At 71.5% G+C, this 17,110-nt stretch carries 13 protein-coding genes; 6 read left to right on the top strand and 7 right to left on the bottom strand.

Annotated elements, in window-relative coordinates; translation table 11 throughout:
• Positions 1–108: 108 nt before the first annotated feature.
• Both G5T42_RS12190 and G5T42_RS12195 read right to left on the bottom strand, forming a co-directional pair.
• Complete coding sequence (locus G5T42_RS12190; protein ID WP_165128861.1) at positions 109–768, bottom strand: response regulator; 660 nt, start codon at positions 766–768, stop codon at positions 109–111.
• Complete coding sequence (locus G5T42_RS12195) at positions 765–2,405, bottom strand: sensor histidine kinase (protein WP_206535632.1); 1,641 nt, start codon at positions 2,403–2,405, stop codon at positions 765–767. Before G5T42_RS12195 ends, G5T42_RS12190 begins: the two co-directional genes overlap by 4 nt.
• Before the next feature lie 151 nt (positions 2,406–2,556).
• Between G5T42_RS12195 and G5T42_RS12200 the strand changes: the two genes are divergently transcribed.
• Complete coding sequence (locus tag G5T42_RS12200; RefSeq protein ID WP_165128863.1) at positions 2,557–4,086, top strand: CitMHS family transporter; 1,530 nt, start codon at positions 2,557–2,559, stop codon at positions 4,084–4,086.
• A 90-nt stretch (positions 4,087–4,176) separates the two neighbouring features.
• Here the strand turns inward: G5T42_RS12200 and G5T42_RS12205 are convergent, their stop codons facing one another.
• Positions 4,177–5,037: an NYN domain-containing protein gene (locus G5T42_RS12205; RefSeq protein ID WP_165128865.1), complete on the bottom strand. Its 861-nt coding sequence runs from the start codon at positions 5,035–5,037 to the stop codon at positions 4,177–4,179.
• A gap of 2 nt (positions 5,038–5,039) precedes the next feature.
• Positions 5,040–6,038: a Gfo/Idh/MocA family oxidoreductase gene (locus G5T42_RS12210; RefSeq protein ID WP_165128867.1), complete on the bottom strand. Its 999-nt coding sequence runs from the start codon at positions 6,036–6,038 to the stop codon at positions 5,040–5,042.
• Between the two features lie 191 nt (positions 6,039–6,229).
• On the opposite strand from G5T42_RS12210, the gene G5T42_RS12215 reads away from it, so the two are divergent.
• The gene (locus G5T42_RS12215; RefSeq protein WP_165128869.1) at positions 6,230–7,558 is read left to right on the top strand and encodes a M20/M25/M40 family metallo-hydrolase; all 1,329 of its coding nucleotides are present in this window, start codon (positions 6,230–6,232) and stop codon (positions 7,556–7,558) included.
• On the opposite strand, the gene G5T42_RS12220 is transcribed toward G5T42_RS12215, so the two are convergent.
• Positions 7,542–8,942, bottom strand: a complete 1,401-nt coding sequence (locus G5T42_RS12220; protein WP_165128871.1) for an aminotransferase class I/II-fold pyridoxal phosphate-dependent enzyme — start codon at positions 8,940–8,942, stop codon at positions 7,542–7,544. The genes G5T42_RS12215 and G5T42_RS12220 overlap by 17 nt on opposite strands.
• 91 nt (positions 8,943–9,033) lie before the next feature.
• Here G5T42_RS12220 and G5T42_RS12225 point away from each other — a divergent pair, with 91 nt between their 5' ends.
• The gene (locus tag G5T42_RS12225; RefSeq protein ID WP_165128873.1) at positions 9,034–9,876 is read left to right on the top strand and encodes a sulfurtransferase; all 843 of its coding nucleotides are present in this window, start codon (positions 9,034–9,036) and stop codon (positions 9,874–9,876) included.
• A 9-nt stretch (positions 9,877–9,885) separates the two neighbouring features.
• Here G5T42_RS12225 and G5T42_RS12230 read toward each other — a convergent pair whose 3' ends face one another.
• On the bottom strand, positions 9,886–10,827 hold the full coding sequence (locus G5T42_RS12230) for an NADP-dependent oxidoreductase (protein WP_165128875.1): 942 nt from the start codon (positions 10,825–10,827) through the stop codon (positions 9,886–9,888).
• Positions 10,828–10,875: 48 nt separating this feature from the next.
• Entirely contained in the window at positions 10,876–14,916 is a 4,041-nt protein-coding gene (gene hrpA, locus G5T42_RS12235; protein WP_165128877.1) for an ATP-dependent RNA helicase HrpA, read from the bottom strand.
• A 71-nt stretch (positions 14,917–14,987) separates the two neighbouring features.
• Between hrpA and G5T42_RS12240 the strand changes: the two genes are divergently transcribed.
• From G5T42_RS12240 to G5T42_RS12250, 3 genes are all read left to right on the top strand, one after another.
• A complete protein-coding gene (locus G5T42_RS12240) occupies positions 14,988–15,812 on the top strand; it encodes a MerR family transcriptional regulator (protein WP_165128879.1) in 825 nt (274 codons plus the stop codon).
• Between the two features lie 98 nt (positions 15,813–15,910).
• The gene (locus G5T42_RS12245; RefSeq protein WP_165128881.1) at positions 15,911–16,132 is read left to right on the top strand and encodes a hypothetical protein; all 222 of its coding nucleotides are present in this window, start codon (positions 15,911–15,913) and stop codon (positions 16,130–16,132) included.
• Between the two features lie 137 nt (positions 16,133–16,269).
• A complete protein-coding gene (locus G5T42_RS12250) occupies positions 16,270–17,106 on the top strand; it encodes an aldo/keto reductase (protein ID WP_165128883.1) in 837 nt (278 codons plus the stop codon).
• The last annotated feature ends 4 nt before the right edge of the window (positions 17,107–17,110 follow it).

Below are 17,110 nucleotides of genomic sequence, written 5' to 3' on the forward strand. Positions count from 1 at the left end.
GAATCTCCGGGATCGCCGGGCGCGGCGGTAGTCGCGTCTCGCTGGCTGGGGGCGTTTCGTCTGCGGCGCTTCGCGCCTCCGCTCAATGACCGGAGGCCGCGGCAGCTGTCACCGCCCGGAGGCGACCGCGTACCGGTGTTCGGGGCGACCGGTGCTTCCGTAGCGCAGCCGAACGTCGACGACCCCGCGGGCCGCCAGGGTCGCGAGGTGCCGTTGCGCTGTCGCGCGCGAGATGCCGGCCCGCTCGGCGACCTCGGCGGCGGAGGCCTCGTCGCCGCCCAGCGTCTCGAGGATCAGCTGCTCGGTGACCGACCGGGAGACGGGCGAGGACTCGGCGCCGCCGTGGAGGATCGCCGAGGCGCGGTCGATGTCTTCCTGTTCAAGTGCGCGATCGCCCGCGAGGAGGTTGCGGAAGCGGAGGTAGCGATCGAGCCGATCCGCGAGCGCCCGTCGATCGAAGGGCTTGATGAAGTACCCGAGCGCTCCGGCCCGGAGCGCCCGTCGCACGGTCGCCGCGTCATCGGCGGCGGAGAGGACGAACGCATCGACATCGAGCGAGCGGACGAGCTCGATGCCGTCGCCGTCCGGCAGGTACGCGTCGACGAGCACGAGCTGGGGCCGGTGCTCCTGGATCGCCGCCCGCGCGGCGCCGACCGAGCCGACGGGGTCGAGCGCCTCGAACCCGGGTCGGCTCGCCACGAGATCGCGATGCAGTCCCGCGACGCGGAAGTCGTCGTCGACGACGAGCACACGGGTGGCCGCACTCATGACTCCTCCTTCTCGTCGGCCGGGATGACGGCTCCCGGTAGACGCGCGCCGAAGACCGCGCCGTGCGCTTCTCCGCCCCGATCGATGATCCACACATCTCCGCCGCGGCGGCGCGCGAGCTCGCGCGAGAGCGGAAGGCCGACGCCCAGGCCGTGCACTCGGTCCGGCGCCCCGTCGTCCGGAGCATCCGTCCTGCGGGCGAAGACGTCGCGATCGTCCGGGATGCCGGGGCCCGAGTCCGACACCGTCATCACGAGATCCTCGCCGGCGTCGAGCAGGGCGACCTGCACGACGCGTGGCTCGCCGCCTCGCACCGCGGCCGACACGGCGTTGTCGACGAGGTTGCCCAGGACCGCGACGACGTCCTCGACGTCGCGGAGCCGCCCGTGTAGGAGCGTGTCCTCCGCGACCTCCAGCCGCACGCCGCGCTCACCCGCCTCGATGCCCATCGCTCCGAGCACCGACTGCAGGAACGGGTCGGGGACGACCTCGAGCCGCTCGACGGGGAAGTCGATGGGACCCCGCCGCACCTGCTCCGCGAGGAAGTCGCGCGCCTCGGCGGTGCGGTCCGCATCGATCAGCCCGGTCGCGATGTGCAGGCGATTGGCGAACTCGTGCCGCTGCACCCGCATCGCGCCGGTCATGGCACGCACGGTGTCGAGCCTCTCGGTGAGGGCGACGAGATCGGTCCGGTCGCGCACGATCACGACGTCGCCGAGGGAGCGCCCGTCCCGCACGACCGGATGGGTGTCGAGATAGAGGACGCGGTCGCCGACGATGACGCCCTCGCGGTGCGAACCCTCCCGGACTGCGGCGGCGGCCTCTGGCGGGAGACCGAGCCCATCCAGCGCCCGTCCCACGGGTGCGTCGAGCGACAGCATCCGTTCGGCGGCGTCGTTGCAGACCCGCACGATGCCGTCCGGATCGAGCGCGATCACGCCGTCGCCGACGCCATCGAGGACCGCCGCCTGGTTCTGCACGAGCGCCACGAGCTCCTCGGGCTGCAGACCCAGCGTGAGCCGTTCCCAGCGGCGGCGGAGCAGCAGCGCCGCGAGCGCGCCGATCGCGAGCGCCGCCAGCGCCGCGACGGCGATCCCGAGCAGCAGAGCCGGGAGGTCGTCGAAGACGCTCGCGCGCTCGAAGCCCACGCTGACCTCGCCGACCGGCGCTCCCGGGGAGTCGCCGGGCGGGTAGACCGGCACCTTCGCGCGGGCCGATTCCCCGAGGGTGCCCCGCTCCCAGTCGACGACCTCATTGCCGGCGAGCACGTCGGCGTACGGGGTGCTGACCTCCTGGCCGAGCAGCTCCTCGTTCGGGTGGGCGAGACGGATGCCGTGATCGTCCGTGATGACGACGAAGAGGGCGTCGGTCCGGTCGGTCACGGCGGCCGCGATGCGCTGCAGATCGCCGCCGCGCAGGTCGGCGGCATCCGGAGTCCCCGGGTCCTCCGAGAACTGCGCCACCAGCTCGCGCACGTCGGGCTGCTCCGCGACGGTGCGGGCGATGTTGAGAGCGGATGCCTCGGACTCGGCGCGCAGCTGCTGCACCCCGAGATAGACGAAGACCGCCGTGCACACCCCGACGACCGCGACGACGGTCGCGAGCTGGAGAAGGAGCACCCGGGTCGCGAACCGCATGGAGCCTCCTCGCATCGGTGAGCAGAATGCGCTGAACACACGCTACGCGCACAACGCGGAGCAATGCGAGATAGCGCGCGCGACGCCGGGAGCGCCGCCTAGCATCGCGGAATCGCTCACCGCGACGGTGAGGACGGACGAAGGAGTCGAGATGGACGCAGCAACGCTCGCCCGCGTCATGGCGGACGCGGAGGAAGGCTACGCGGTGGCCTTCATGCCACCCGAGGGAGTCCTCGTGGCTCTGGGGTTCACGATGGTGCTGACCTTCATGGCGCTCATCATGACCAGGCGTCTGACGCCGATGGTCGCCCTCATCCTCGTGCCCACGATCTTCGGGCTCTTCGCCGGCGCCGGCCTCGGGCTCGGCGACATGATCCTGGACTCGGTCAAGGACATGGCGCCTACGGTGGCGCTGCTCATGTTCGCCATCATGTTCTTCGGGATCATGATCGACGTGGGCCTCTTCGACCCGCTCATCCGCGCGGTCACGCGGGTGCTCGGCGATGACCCCGCGAAGGTCGTGCTCGGCACCGCGCTCCTCGCCGGGGCGGTCTCGCTCGACGGCGACGGCTCGACGACGTTCATCATCACGACCTCCGCAATGCTGCCGCTGTACCTGCGCCTCGGCATGAGCCCCGTGGTGCTCACGTGCGTGGCCGGCCTCATGAACGGCACGCTCAACATCGTTCCGTGGGGCGGGCCCACGGTCCGCGCGGCGACGGCGCTGGGCCTGGAGCCCAACGACATCTTCGTGCCGATGCTGCCCTCGCTCGCCGCGGGCCTGGTGATCGCGCTGACGTTCGCCTGGTTCCTCGGCCTGTCGGAGCGCCGCCGCATCGGCAGCATCGACCTGGATCGTGGGGGATCGGGCGGCGACGGCCTGCTCGGCGGCCCGAAGCTCTTCCGCGGCGCGGAGCCCAAGCCCGGTGCGCGCGCCTCGCTGCGCACGGGCAACCTCGTGACGGTGCAGGGCGGCGGGCCGGTCGCGGCCGCGACGCTGGTCGACGCCGCCGACACCGCCATGGCGGACACGATCCTCGACCCCCTCCGCCCGACGCTGCGCCCGAAGCTCATCTGGGTGAACCTCGCGCTGACCGTCACGGTAATGGTCCTGCTCGTCCTCGACCTCTTCCCGCTGCCGTACGTCTTCATGGTCGGCGCCGCCGTCGCGCTCGTCGTGAACTTCCCGAAGCTCAAGAGCCAGGCCGACGAGATCGTCGCCCACGCGCCGAGCATCGTCGGCGTCGTCTCGATGGTGCTCGCCGCCGCCGTGCTCGTCGGCGTGCTCAACGGAACGGGAATGGTCGACGCGATGGCCGAGTGGGTGACGACCGTCATCCCGACGGCCCTCGGACCCTACATGGCGGTCATCACCGGCATCCTGTCGATCCCGTTCACGTTCTTCATGTCGAACGACGCGTTCTACTTCGGGATCCTGCCGATCCTCGCCGAGAGCGCCGCCAACTACGGCATCGCGCCCGTCGAGATGGCGCGCGCGTCGGTCACGGGGCAGCCCGTGCACCTGCAGAGCCCGCTCGTGCCGGCGATCCTGCTGCTCGTCTCGCTCGCGAGCGTCAACCTCGGCGATCACCACAAGAAGGTGCTCTGGCGTGCGACCGTGGTGTCGCTCGTCATGCTGGCCGTCGCGGTGCTCGTCGGGGCGGTGCCGTTCGCGGCCTGACGCGACCAGTGCCGAAGGGTCGGCCGCCGGTCTCCTCGCGGGACCGGCGTTCGACCCTTCGACAGGCTCAGGGACCGGGGCTCGGGGGGTTCAGCTCGCGCGCAGCCGGACCCGGACGATGTTGGTCGACTCGTCGAGCTCGGCCACGGTCGGCTGGGCCTTCACGAAGTCCGAGAACGAACGGTGGCCGAGCGCCTTCTCGCTGAACGAGGGGTCCATGCGCTTCAGCAGGTTCTTGACCGCCGACAGGTGCACCCAGTCCTCGTCGGTGCGCTCCTGCTCGAGCCGCAGCGCCCGCGCGAGAAGTTCGCCCGACGGGTCGGGAGCCGCCTTCTTCGAGCGCTTCGCCCGAGATGGGGCCGCGGCATCCGTCTTCTTCGCTCCTTCCGGAGCCGAGACGCCGGGGAGTGAGTCGTACGAGTCGAACTGGTCGCACGCGGCGGCCAGCGACTTGGCGGTCGAGCCGGCGACCCCGACGCCCACGACGAACCGCCCCAGGCGCTTGCAGCGCTGGGCGAGCGGCACGTAGTCGCTGTCGCCCGCGACGATGACGACGTGGGTGAGATCGGGGAGGCGGAACATGTCCTCGACCGCGTCGACGGCGAGGCGAATATCCGCTCCGTTCTTGGCGTACGCGGCCGCGGGGAAGAGCTGCACGAGGTCCACGGCCCGTGCGACGAGCTGGTTGCGGTACTCCGCGTTGACGGGCGACGACCAGTCGGCGTATGCGCGGGTCAGCACCAGTGTGCCGAAGGATGCCGCGTAGTCGATGATCGCGCCGACGTCCACCGTCGCGGCGGACAGGCGCTGGGCGACCTCGGGATCGGCCGCCTCGGTGATGCGCTGCCGGTCGCGGGAGTACGAGTTCCTCCCGTGGACGCGGTCGTACCACGACATCACGATGTTGTCGAAGTCGAGGTAGACCGCGACGCGCGGTGTCGAGTCGGGCATGATCAGTCCTCTTGGGGGTAGCGGACGCCGATGATCCGGCGCACTTCGTCGAGGGTCCCCATGATCGCGACGGTCTCGTCGAGGGGGAGGATGTCGCTGTCCAGCGTCCCATCGGCCACGTAGCGCTCGGCCGCCAGCGCTTGGTACTGCATGCCGCGGCCCTCGTGCTGGGTCACGTAGTCCTCGATGATGTCGCCCTGGGGGTGGATGACCCGGAAAGACGTGGGGGTGTACCAGACGCGGTCGATGTCGATGCGGGCCTCGGTGCCGAGGATGTGCGCCACGTTCGGACCCGCCGAGCGCGAGGCCGAGATCGTCGACGACACGGCACCCCCGGCATGCGTGAACGTGGTGGCGACCTCGCTGTCCGCGCCGGTCTCGATGAGACGCGCGGACGCCGTCATGGTCGTCGGCTCGCCCAGGATGTCCCACGCGAACGAGACGGGGTAGATGCCGAGGTCGAGGAGCGCCCCGCCGCCGAGCTCGATCGCGTTCAGGCGATGCGCCGGGTCGGCGGAGATGCGCTGGGTGTGATCGGCGAAGAGGGCCCGGATCTCGCCGAGCGTGCCCGCCTGGATGATCTCGCGGATGCGGATCATGTGCGGAAGGTACCGCGTCCACATGGCCTCCATCGCGAGCAGCCCGTGCGCGCGGGCGACGTCGCGGACGCGCTCGGCCTCTGCCCGCGTGAGCGTGAAGGGCTTCTCGACGAGCACGTGCTTGCCGTGCTCGAGGGCGAGGATCGCGTTCTCGGCGTGCGCGGGGTGCGGGGTCGCGATGTAGAGGATGTCGACGTCGGGGTCGTCGACGAGCGCTTCGTACGAGTCGTGCGCGCGGCCGATCTCGAACTCGTCGGCGAACGCCTGCGCCGCTTGTGCGCGTCGGGACCCGACCGCCACGAGATCGCGCCCCGCCGTGCGGAGGTCGCGGGCGAAGGCGTGGGCGATGCCGCCCGTCGCGAGGATGCCCCAGCGCAGGCCGGGGGAGTCGGGTGAGGTCATGGGTCGAGCGTAGCGATGGTGCGGGGATGGCGTTCGACCCTTCGACGAGCTCAGGGACCGGGGTCGGTGCGGGGATGGCGTTCGACCCTTCGACGAGCTCAGGGACCGGGGTCGGTGCGGGTAAGGCGTTCGACCCTTCGACGGGCTCAGGGACCGGAATGGGCCGGATGCCGCGCGGGTAGGCTCGTGCGGTGGCAAGTCCCGTCGAGCGATTCCAAGAGCTGCTGCGCATCCCGACCGTCTCGCACGCCGACGAGTCCAAGACCGACTGGGAGCCTTTCGAGCGCTTCGTCGCGGCGGTCGAGCGCCTCTATCCGCTCACGCACGAGCACCTCGCGCGCGAGACCGTTGCCGGGCACTCCCTGCTCTACCGCTGGCGGGGCGCCGGCGACGGCGACCCGCTCGTGCTCATGGCGCACATCGACGTCGTCCCGGTCGTCGAGGCCGAGTGGGAGCATCCCCCCTTCGACGCCGTGGTCGCGGGGGAGGGGACGGATGCCGCGATCCACGCCCGCGGCGCGATCGACGACAAGGGGGCCCTCGTGGCGATCCTCGAAGCCGTCGAGTCGTCGATCGCCGATGGAGTCACGCCTGCGCACGACGTCTACCTCGCCTTCGGCCACAACGAGGAGACGGCGGGCGGCGGCGCCCAGGCGATCGTCGAGACGCTGCGGGAGAGGGGAGTGCGGCCCGCGCTCGTGCTCGACGAGGGGGGAGCCGTCGTCGACGGCGTCATCCCCGGAGTCGCGGTGCCGACGGCCATGGTGGGCGTCGCCGAGCGCGGCGTCATGACGCTCCTTCTGACGGTCCGCGAGCAGGGCGGGCACGCGTCGACGCCTCCGGCAACACCGGCCACCGCGCGCCTCGCTCGCGCGATCGACCGGCTGCACCGGCATCCGTTCCCCACCCGGATCGCGCCGCCCGTGCGCGCGATGCTCGAGACCGTCGCCCCGCATGCACCGCAGCCCCTGCGCGGCGTGCTCCAGCGCCTGTCGGTGACAGCGCCGCTCGTCGCGGCGGCTCTCTCGCGGATGGGACCCGAGATGAACGCCGTCGTCCGCACGACGGCGGTCGCGACACAGCTGAGCGGCGCGCCGGGCGAGAACGTGCTGGCGACGACGGCCAAGGCATCCGTCAACATCCGCCTCCTGCACGGCGACACGGTGCACAGCGCCACGGAGCGGGCACGGCGCATCATCGCCGATGACGAGGTCGAGCTCGAGGTGCGGCACGGATCCGACCCCTCGCCGATCTCGCCGTGGCGCGGTGACGCGTGGCGGCGACTGGGCGGGGCGATCGTCGCGACGCTCGGGGAAGACGTCGTGCCCACGCCCTATCTGCAGCTCGGCGCGAGCGACAGCCGCTGGTTCACGGCGATCTGCCCCCACGTGTACCGCTTCACGCCTTTCCACCTCACGCGGCCGGAGCGCGACGCGCTGCACTCGCACAACGAGCGCATCCGCGTGGGAGTGTGGCTGCGCGGGATCGAGTTCTACCGCGCGCTCATCGCGTCGCGCTGAGCGCCTGCTCGGCCTCGGCGACGACGTCTGACTCGACGACGTCCGACTCGACGTCGGTCACGAGGTCGGTCACGAGGTCGAGCGACCGCGCGAGGTCGGCGACGATGTCGACCGGGTCTTCGAGGCCGATGGAGAGGCGGATCGTCGTCGCCGTGATCCCCGCCTCGGCGAACTGCGCCTCGCTCAGGTGGCTGTGCGTCATCGAGGCGGGGTGCGCGACGAGGCTCCGGGCATCGCCGATGTTGGCGACGAGCTTGACCACCTCGAGCGAGTCGACGAACCGCTCGACCTTCGCCCAGTCGGCCTCCGCGTCGCCGTCCCCGACGAGGTCGAACGCGAAGACGGATGCCGCGCCCTTCGGCGCGTAGCGGAGCGCGAGGTCGTGCCAGGGCGACGACTCGAGGAGCGGGTGGTGCACCTTCGCGACGGCCGGGTGGTTCGCGAGGAACCGGGCGACCTCGAGCGCCGACGCGCTGTGCCGCGCCATCCGGAGCTCCAGCGTCTCGAGCCCCTGCAGCAGCTGGAAGGCGTTGAAGGGCGAGATCGACGGACCCAGGTCGTGCACGTACTTCGACTTGACGAGGGCGACGAAGGCGAGGCCCGTCGGGCCGAAGCGGTCCCACAGCACGAGGTCGCGGACGCGGGCGTACGGCTTCGTGAGCTGCGGCCACCGGTCGGGGTCGGCGCCGAAGTCGAACGTGCCGAGGTCGACGACGATGCCGCCCATCGAGGTGCCGTGACCGCCGAGGTACTTCGTGGCGGAGTGCACGACGAAGTCGGCGCCGTGCTCGACGGGGCGGATGAGCGCGGGGGTTGCGACGGTGTTGTCGATCACGAGCGGCACGCCGGCCTCGCGGGCGACATCGGCGACGGCGCGGATGTCGAGCACCTGTGCGAGGGGGTTGGTGATCGACTCCGCGAAGAGCGCGCGCGTCTCGGGGCGCACCGCCGCACGCCATGCCGCGATGTCGTCCTGGTCGACGAAGGTGACCGCGATGCCCCAGTCGGCGAACGTTTCCTGCAGAAGGTCGACGGTGCCGCCGTACAGCTGCTTCGCCGCGACGATGTGCTCGCCGCCCTTCGCCAGTGCGAGGAGCGTCACGGCGACCGCTGCCTGTCCCGACGCGACGGCTGCGGCCGCGATGCCGCCCTCGAGGGCGGCGACCCGCTCCTCGAACACGAGCTGGGTGGGGTTCGCGTTGCGGCTGTAGAGGTTGCCCGACGTGCGGAGTGCGAAGAGGTCGCGGGCGTCGGCGAGCGTGGCGAACTCGTACGCGTTCGACTGATAGATCGGCGTGACCGCCGTGTTCTGCGCAAGGCCCGGGTCGTACCCGGCCTGCACCTGGGCCGTGGCGAAGCCCTGGCGGCGGGGTGTGGAGGACATCCGTCAATTGTCGCGATCCGCGCTGTTCCGCCGCCGGGTGTTGCGAACTGTTGCGACGCGGGAATCCCGCAGGCCGTGTGAGGATGCCCGTATGCCTGTCTCTCCGCTCATCTCGGTCGAAGAACTGCACCGGCGTCTGGAGGCCGGTGACGGCATCCGTCTCCTCGACGTCCGCTACGGCCTCGACGCGCCGGACGGACGTGCCCCGCACTCCGCCGGTCATCTTCCGGGCGCCGTCTACGTCGACATGGACACCGAGCTCGCGACGCACGGCGAGCCGTCGGAGGGGCGGCACCCTCTCCCGTCGCGCGAGACGCTCCAGGAGGCGGCGCGCCGCTGGGGCCTGAGCGAGGGCGATTCCGTCGTCGTCTACGACGACTACCGGTCGGTCGCGGCCGCGCGGGCGTGGTGGCTGCTCCGGCGCGCGGGCGTGGAGGACGTGCGTGTGCTCGACGGTGGTCTCTCGGCCTGGACGACGTCCGGGCTGCCGCTCGAGACGGGGGAGGTGTCGCCCCCGCGCGGGTCGATCGTGCTACGCGATCCCGCAGGCGGCGTGACGATCGACGACGCGGCAGCGTGGCCGGAGCGCGGACTCCTCCTGGACGCGCGGGCGCCGGAGCGCTATCGCGGAGAGGTCGAGCCGTACGACCCGATTCCGGGACACATCCCCGGCGCCCGCAACCTGCCGGCCGACGCCCTCCTCGACGGCGACGCGTTCGCCCCGCCCGCCGCGATCCGCGAGGCCTTCGCAGGCGTCGGGGCGACGGGTGCCGATCCCGTCGCCGCGTACTGCGGCTCGGGGCTCACGGCGGCGCACACCGCCCTGGCCGGCGAAGTCGCGGGGATCGAGGTCGCGGTGTACCCCGGCTCGTGGAGCCAGTGGTCGAACACGCCGGGCCGACCCGTCGCGACGGGAGCTGAGCCGGGCGCCTGACCCACCGACCTACGGGACGAGGACGATCTTCCCGTCCACGCCGGACTCCACGGCCTCGTGAGCCTTGGGCGCGTCCGCGAGGGCGAAGGTCGGGCCGAGCTCGATCGAGAACGCGCCGGCGGCGAGCAGCGCGAGCGCCACCGGGATCGCCTCGAAGCGCCAGGCGAGCTGCTGCGCGGTGAGCGGCTCGGGGCTGCCGCCCGAGAAGGCGCGGATGCCCAGACCCGCGGCATCCCGTCCCCGCACGAGGGTCGCGATGCGGTGCTTGTCGGCGAGCAGCTCGAGCGAGGCGGAGAGGGCCTCGTCCGTGCCGGCGGCGTCGATGATGACTGTCACGCCGCCGGGAGCGAGGCCGCGCACGCGCTCGACGAGGCCGTCGCCGTACGCGACGGGCGTCGCCCCGAGCTCGCGGACGCGATCGAACCGCCGCTCCGAGGAGGTCGCGAGGACGGTCGCGCCCCACAGCGCCGCGAACTGGATGGCGGCCTGGCCGACGGCTCCCGATCCTCCGTGCACGAGGAGCGTGTCGCCCGGGCCGACGCCGAGCGAGCGCAGCGTCTGGTAGGCCGTCCCGACGGGGATGCCCAGCGCAGCGGCCTCCGCCGCGGAGACCTGCGGGGGACGGACGTGGGCCTTGTCGGCGGGCACGACGAGGTCGGTCGAATAGCCGCCCTGCACCCCGAAGACCGCGACCGCATCGCCGGCGCGGAAGCCGTCGACGCCGGCTCCGACCGCGGTCACGACGCCCGCGAGGTCGCCGCCGACGCGCCGCGGCTCCGTGATCTCGCCGCTCGGTCGCTTGCCGGACCGGAACTTCGCATCGATCGGGTTGACGCCCGCCGCCTCGACCCGGACGGCGATCTCGCCTTCGCCGGGGACGGGATCGGGGACCTCCGTCAGTGTCAGGACCTCGGGTCCGCCGAACTCGGTGTAGACGATCGCGTGAGCCATGTGAGGGCCAACCTCCTGAGATCGGGACGGTATTCCGGATCTTGCCGGTCAGCCTTCGCGGAGAGCCTTCTGGATGCGCTGCAGCGAGACGGGCTCGGCGGTGCCGAGCGACTGGGCGAAGAGGCTCACGCGGTACTCCTCGAGCAGCCAGCGCGCGTGCAAGAGCGCTGCGGGGGCGTCGGCCGAGGGCGGGATGCCGCCGCCGGCCTCGGCATAGGCCCCCGCCGCCCTCTCGTACTCGGTCAGCCGCTGCCGGTCGCGGCCGGGGTTGTCGGAGAGGGTCCGGACCCGGTCGAGCGCCCCACGGAGATATCGCGGCAGATGGGCGAGACGCGCCATGCCCGTCCGTGAGACGAAGCCCGGGAAGACGAGCCCCGCGACCTGCGACTTGACGTCGTTGAGCGCGGCGAGGAGCGTCAGCGAGTTCTGGTCGCGCACGGCCCGCTCGACGTCGCGCGCCGCGGTCAGGATGCGGGCGACGAGCGACACGGTCTGGAAGAGATCGTCCACGACGGCACCCGAGACGGCGTCGCGGACGCCGTCGAACGCGGTCCGCGTGCGCACGACGCCGGAGGGCGCGGTGCGTGCGATGACGGCATCCGCCACCGCAACGCGGGCGTCTTCGATGAGCGCCTTCGCGGACGGATAGGGGGATGCCGCGAGTGCGAGCTTCTCGGCGGACGTGAGGTGGTCGAGCACGTACGCCGAGGGCGATGCGACGGCGAGCAGCACGAGACGGCGCACGCCGGCTCGCGTGGCGCGTTCGGCCGCTTCGGGCGTCGCCTCGATCCGCAGGGCGACCGTCGCGCCCTCGTCGACGATGGCGGGGTAGCCGCGGACGACGCCCCCGGCGACCCGCGTGTCGACGACCTCGGGGAGATCGCCGAAGGTCCACTCGGTGAGGCCGGACTGCTCGGCGAACGACGCACGACCGGGCCCTTCCCCGGTCGCTGAGCCAGCCGAGCGAGGCGCGACGCTCGAGCCCATGAGATCGGCCGGCCCGGATCGTCTCGTCTCGTCGGTGCGCGGCCCGGTCGATGACCGCGGGCCGCTGAGGGAGCGGCTGACCGCCGTGCGGGCGCGGCCGGCGAGGCGGTCCTGCAGGGCGGGAAGGTCGCGGTCCGAGCCGACCGTGCGGCCGCGTTCGTCGACCGCCCGGAACGACACGAGCAGGTGCCCGGGCACCCGCTCCAGATCGAAGTCGCCCGACGTCACGGGCTGGTTCGCGATGCGCTGGATGCGCGTGGCGAGGGCATCGCGGAGGGTCGCCGGCGGCAGGCCGTTGTGCGATTCCGGGCCCTGGCCGTCCAGCTCCTCTGCGAACTTCGCCGCCCAGTCGGCCGCGGGGACGACGTGGCGCCGGATCGCCTTGGGAAGCGACCGGATGAGCCCCGCGATGAGCTCGTCGCGCATCCCGGGCACCTGCCAGTCGAAGCCGTCGGCGCGCAGCTGGGCGAGGAGGGCGAGCGGTACGACGGCGGTCACGCCGTCGTCGGGTGCACCGGGCTCGAACCGGTAGGCGAGCGACAGCACCTGGTCGTCCTGGCGCCATCGGGCCGGGAAGTCGCGCTCGTCGCTGCGCTGCACCTCACCGGCGAGATCGGCCTCGGTCATGTCGAGAAGCTTCGGCGTGCGGTTCGAGGCATCCCGCCACCACGTCTCGAACGACCGCACGTCGAAGACATCGCGCGGAAGGCGGGCGTCGTAGAACGCGAAGACGGCCTCGTCGCCGGCGAGGATGTCGCGGCGGCGCTCGCGCTCCTCGATCTTCTCGAGACGCCGGCGCAGCTCGAGGTTGCGCCGCTCGAACGCCGTCAGGCGCTTGTCGAGGGCCGAGGCATCCCATTCGCCCTCGACCAGCGCGTGTCGCAGGAACAGCTCGCGCGCGAGCGGCCGGTCGAAGCGTGCGAGCTGGGCGCGTCGCCGAGGCACGATCTCGACCCCGAAGAGCGTCACCTTCTCGTAGACGGATGCCGCGCCCGCGGCCTTCGACCAGTGCGGTTCGCTCAGGGAGCGCTTGGCGAGGTCGCCCGCGAGCGGCTCGGCCCACGCTGGATCGATCGATGCGACCGTCCGGGCGAACAGCCGGGAGGTCTCGACGAGCTCGGCCGCCATGACGGCGTTCGGCGACTTCTTGCGCAGGCCCGAGCCGGGGAAGATCGCGAACCGGGCGCCCCGCGCGCCGAGGTACTCCGCAGCGGGGGCGCGGCCCTTCGGTGCCGACCGCCCCGCCTTCGCGTCGGGGCTCCGGCCGCGCTCGTCGAGGATGCCGAGGTGCGAGAGCAGGCCCGACAGGACGGCCTTGTGGATCGCATCGGGATCGGCCGTGCCCGTCGCGTCCTGCGCCGCATCCCGTCGCTCGCCGGCGCGCTCGCGGCCCTCGGCTCGTAGAAGCGAGCTCAGCTGACGGTGGACGTCGAACCACTCCCGCACGCGCACGTAGTTCAGGTGCTCCGCCCGGCAGAGCCGGCGGAAGGCGCTCGACCCGAGCGCGGCCTGCTGCTCCTGCAGGTGGTTCCAGAGGTTGAGCAGCGTCAGGAAGTCGCTCGTCGGATCCGTGAAGCGCGCATGCAGGCGGTCGGCCTCCTCGCGGCGCTCCTCGGGGCGCTCCCGGACGTCCTGGATCGACATGCCCGCGACGATCGCCATGAGGTCGCGGAGCACGCCGCTGCCGCGGGCCTCGAGCAGCATGCGCGCGAACCGGGGGTCGATCGGGAGCCGCGCGATCTCGCGTCCGAGGTCCGTCAGTCTCGGGCCGCGATCGTCGTCTCCGCGTCTCGCTCCGCCGCGCTCGCCGGAGGATCGATCCTGCACGGCGCCGAGCTCGATGAGGAGGTCGAAGGCGGCCTTGACGCCGCGGGAGTCCGGGGGAGTGAGGAACGGGAACGACGAGATGTCGCCGAAGCCGAGCGACAGCATCTGCAGGATGACGGACGCGAGGCTGGTGCGCAGGATCTCGGGTTCGGTGAACTCGTCGCGGCGCTCGAAGTCCTCCTCCGAGTAGAGGCGGATCGCGACGCCGGGCGCCGTGCGGCCCGCGCGCCCGGAGCGCTGCTGGGCCGACGCCTGCGAGATCGCCTCGATCGGAAGCCGCTGGATCTTGCTGCGGTTGCTGTACCGCGAGATGCGCGCCGTGCCGGTGTCGACGACGTACCGGATGCCCGGCACCGTCAGGCTCGTCTCGGCGACGTTCGTCGCGAGAATGACCCTGCGGCGCACGCCCGCGACGGCGGATCGCTCGAAGACGCGGTGCTGCTCGGCCGCGCTGAGCCGCCCGTAGAGCGGCAGGACCTCCGTCGGCGCGGCATCCTTCGCGTACATGCCGCGCACGGCATCCATCGCGTCGCGGATCTCGGCCTCGCCGGGGAGGAACACCAGCACATCGCCCGCCGGCTCGCGATCGAGCTCGCGGAGCGCGGCGGTGATGCCGTCGACGTCGTCGGTCTGCCCTTCGACGGATTCCGACTCCGACGCCCGGTACCGGATCTCGACGGGATAGGTGCGGCCCGAGACCTCGACGATCGGGGCCGGCTCGACCTCGGTCCCCGGCTTCGCAGAGGGGCCGAAGTGCTTCGCGAAGCTCTCAGGGTCGATCGTGGCCGAGGTGATGATGACCTTGAGATCGGGCCGCTTCGGCAGGATGCGCTTGAGGTACCCGAGCAGGAAGTCGACGTTGAGCGACCGCTCGTGCGCCTCGTCGACGATGATCGTGTCGTAGCGGCGCAGCAGCCGGTCGCGGTGGATCTCGTTCAGCAGGATGCCGTCGGTCAGGAGCGCGATGCTCGTATCTGCCGACACCTTGTCGGTGAACCGCACCTTGTAGCCGACCGTCGTGCCGAGCGGCACCTGCAGCTCTTCGGCGATGCGCTCCGCGATCGACCGCGCAGCGATGCGGCGGGGCTGCGTGTGCGCGATCTTCGTGCGACCGAGCTCCAGGCAGATCTTGGGAAGCTGCGTCGTCTTGCCCGAACCGGTCGCCCCGGCGACGATGACCACCTGGTGGTCCCGGATGGCGCGCGCGATCTCCTCCCGGGCGGCGCTGACGGGCAGCTCCGGCGGAAAGGCGATCACGGGCTGTGGCGCGGGCATAGCCTTCCATCGTAGAACGCGTGAGCATCGCTTGACCCTCACACGGTGTCAGGCGGCACGGTCGGAGGACCATGTACACCATCGGAGAGTTCGCCTCATTCGGGCGCGTGAGCGTGCGGATGCTGCGGCACTACGACGCGATCGGGCTTCTGAAGCCCGCCCGCGTCGACCCGTACTCGGGTTATCGGTACTACGAACCGGAGCAGTTCGCGGCGCTCGGCCGCATCGTCGGACTCCGCGACCTCGGGATCGGCCTCGAGCAGATCCGCGGGGTCGTGGACGGGTCCACGGATGCCGCCGCCCATCGCGCCCTGCTGCACCGGCGTCGCGCCGAGCTCGAGGCGCAGATCGCGGCGGATCGAGCCCGGATCTCCCGGCTCGACGAACGACTCCACCACCTGGAAGGAGGCGCGGTCATGTCGACCGACGTCGAACTGAAGTCCATCCCGTCCGTCACCGTCTTCGAGGGTCGCGCCGATGCGCCCGGCTTCGGCCCGGAGAACGCGTCGCCGGTCGTCGGCCCCCTGTTCGATCGAGTCGCGGGGGCACTCGAGGCCGCGGGCATCCCCCTGCGGGATCCGGCGTACGCGCTCTACGAGGCGGTCGACGACGAAGACGGGCCCATCGTCGTGCGGGCGGGCTTCCCGGCCGACCCCGGCGATGTCGACCCCGAGGGCCTGGAGCGTGTCGAGCTCCCGCCCGTGGAGCTCGCGGCGAGCCTCGTGCACCACGGTGTGATGGCGCGCATCGGGGATTCGTGGATGCACCTCATGCGCTGGATCGAAGAGTCGGGCTACAGCCCGTCCGGCATCGGGCGAGAGGTCTATCTCGTGTCGGGGATGCTGCCCGAGGAGGAGTGGGTCACCGAGCTGCAGCAGCCGGTCACGAAGCTCTGACCCGGAAAAGTTCGAGGTCGCTGCATCCGAATGGGGCCCGGCGGAGGAATCACAGTTATCGGGTGCGACCGCGCACCTGCTGATTGAAGGGAATTCCAATGAAGCGCATTCTCGCCACCGGATTCATCGCCGGGCTCCTCATGGCCGGCATCGCCGGCACCGCCGCGCAGGCAGCGCCCTCCGACGCCGCCTGTTTCGGCCAGATCCACAAGCTCGTCAACACCCAGGGCTACGCCGGCGCGGAGAACGTCGGCCAGCTCATCAAGCTCGTCGGCGGCGGTCAGGAGAAGAACGCGGCGGCCCAGGGGCTCTGCGAGTGACGTTCCTCTGACTCTGCGACCCTAGCGGCGACTCGGATGTTGGGATCCGAGCCGCCGCTAGGTCGTTTCGGGCGGGGTCGTCGGGCGGAGGCTGTCAATCCCCGTCAGGCCGTCGAGGCGACTCCTAGGCTTGAGCCATGACGATCCCCACCGTGAAGCTCAACGACGGCAACGACATCCCGCAGCTCGGCTACGGCGTCTTCCGCGTTCCCCCGGCAGACACCGAAAGGGCCGTGAGCGAGGCCCTCGAGGTCGGCTATCGCCACATCGACACCGCCGCCATCTACGGCAACGAAGAGGGCGTCGGCGCCGCGATCGCATCGAGCGGTCTCTCCCGCGACGACCTCTTCATCACGACGAAGCTCTGGAACGACCGCCACGACGGCGAGGAGCCGCATGCGGCGATCCGCGAGAGCCTCGACAAGCTCCGCCTCGACAAGGTCGACCTCTACCTCGTGCACTGGCCCACGCCCGCGGCCGACAACTACCTGCACGCGTGGGAGAAGATGATCGAGATCCGGGATGCCGGGCTCACGCGCTCGATCGGCGTCTCGAACCACCTCGTGCCGCACCTCGAGAAGCTCGTCCAGGCGACGGGCGTCGTGCCGGCGGTCGATCAGATCGAGCTCCACCCCGCCTACCAGCAGGGCGAAGTGACGGACTGGGCCGCCGCGAACGACGTCAGGATCGAGGCGTGGGGCCCGCTCGGCCAGGGCAAGTACGACCTCTTCGGAGCCTCCGCTGTCGCCGAGGCAGCGTCCGAGCACGACAAGACGCCGGCTCAGGTCGTGCTGCGCTGGCACATCCAGCACGGCTTCATCGTCTTCCCGAAGTCGGTGCGTCGCGAGCGCCTCGAAGAGAACCTCGACGTGTTCGACTTCGAGCTGACGGATGCCGAGGTCTCGGCGATCGACGCGATGGACACCGGCGACGGCTCGGGCCGCGTCAGCGCCCACCCCGATGAGGTCAACTGACCCC

Source organism: Microbacterium sp. 4R-513, from assembly GCF_011046485.1.
GTDB lineage: Bacteria > Actinomycetota > Actinomycetes > Actinomycetales > Microbacteriaceae > Microbacterium.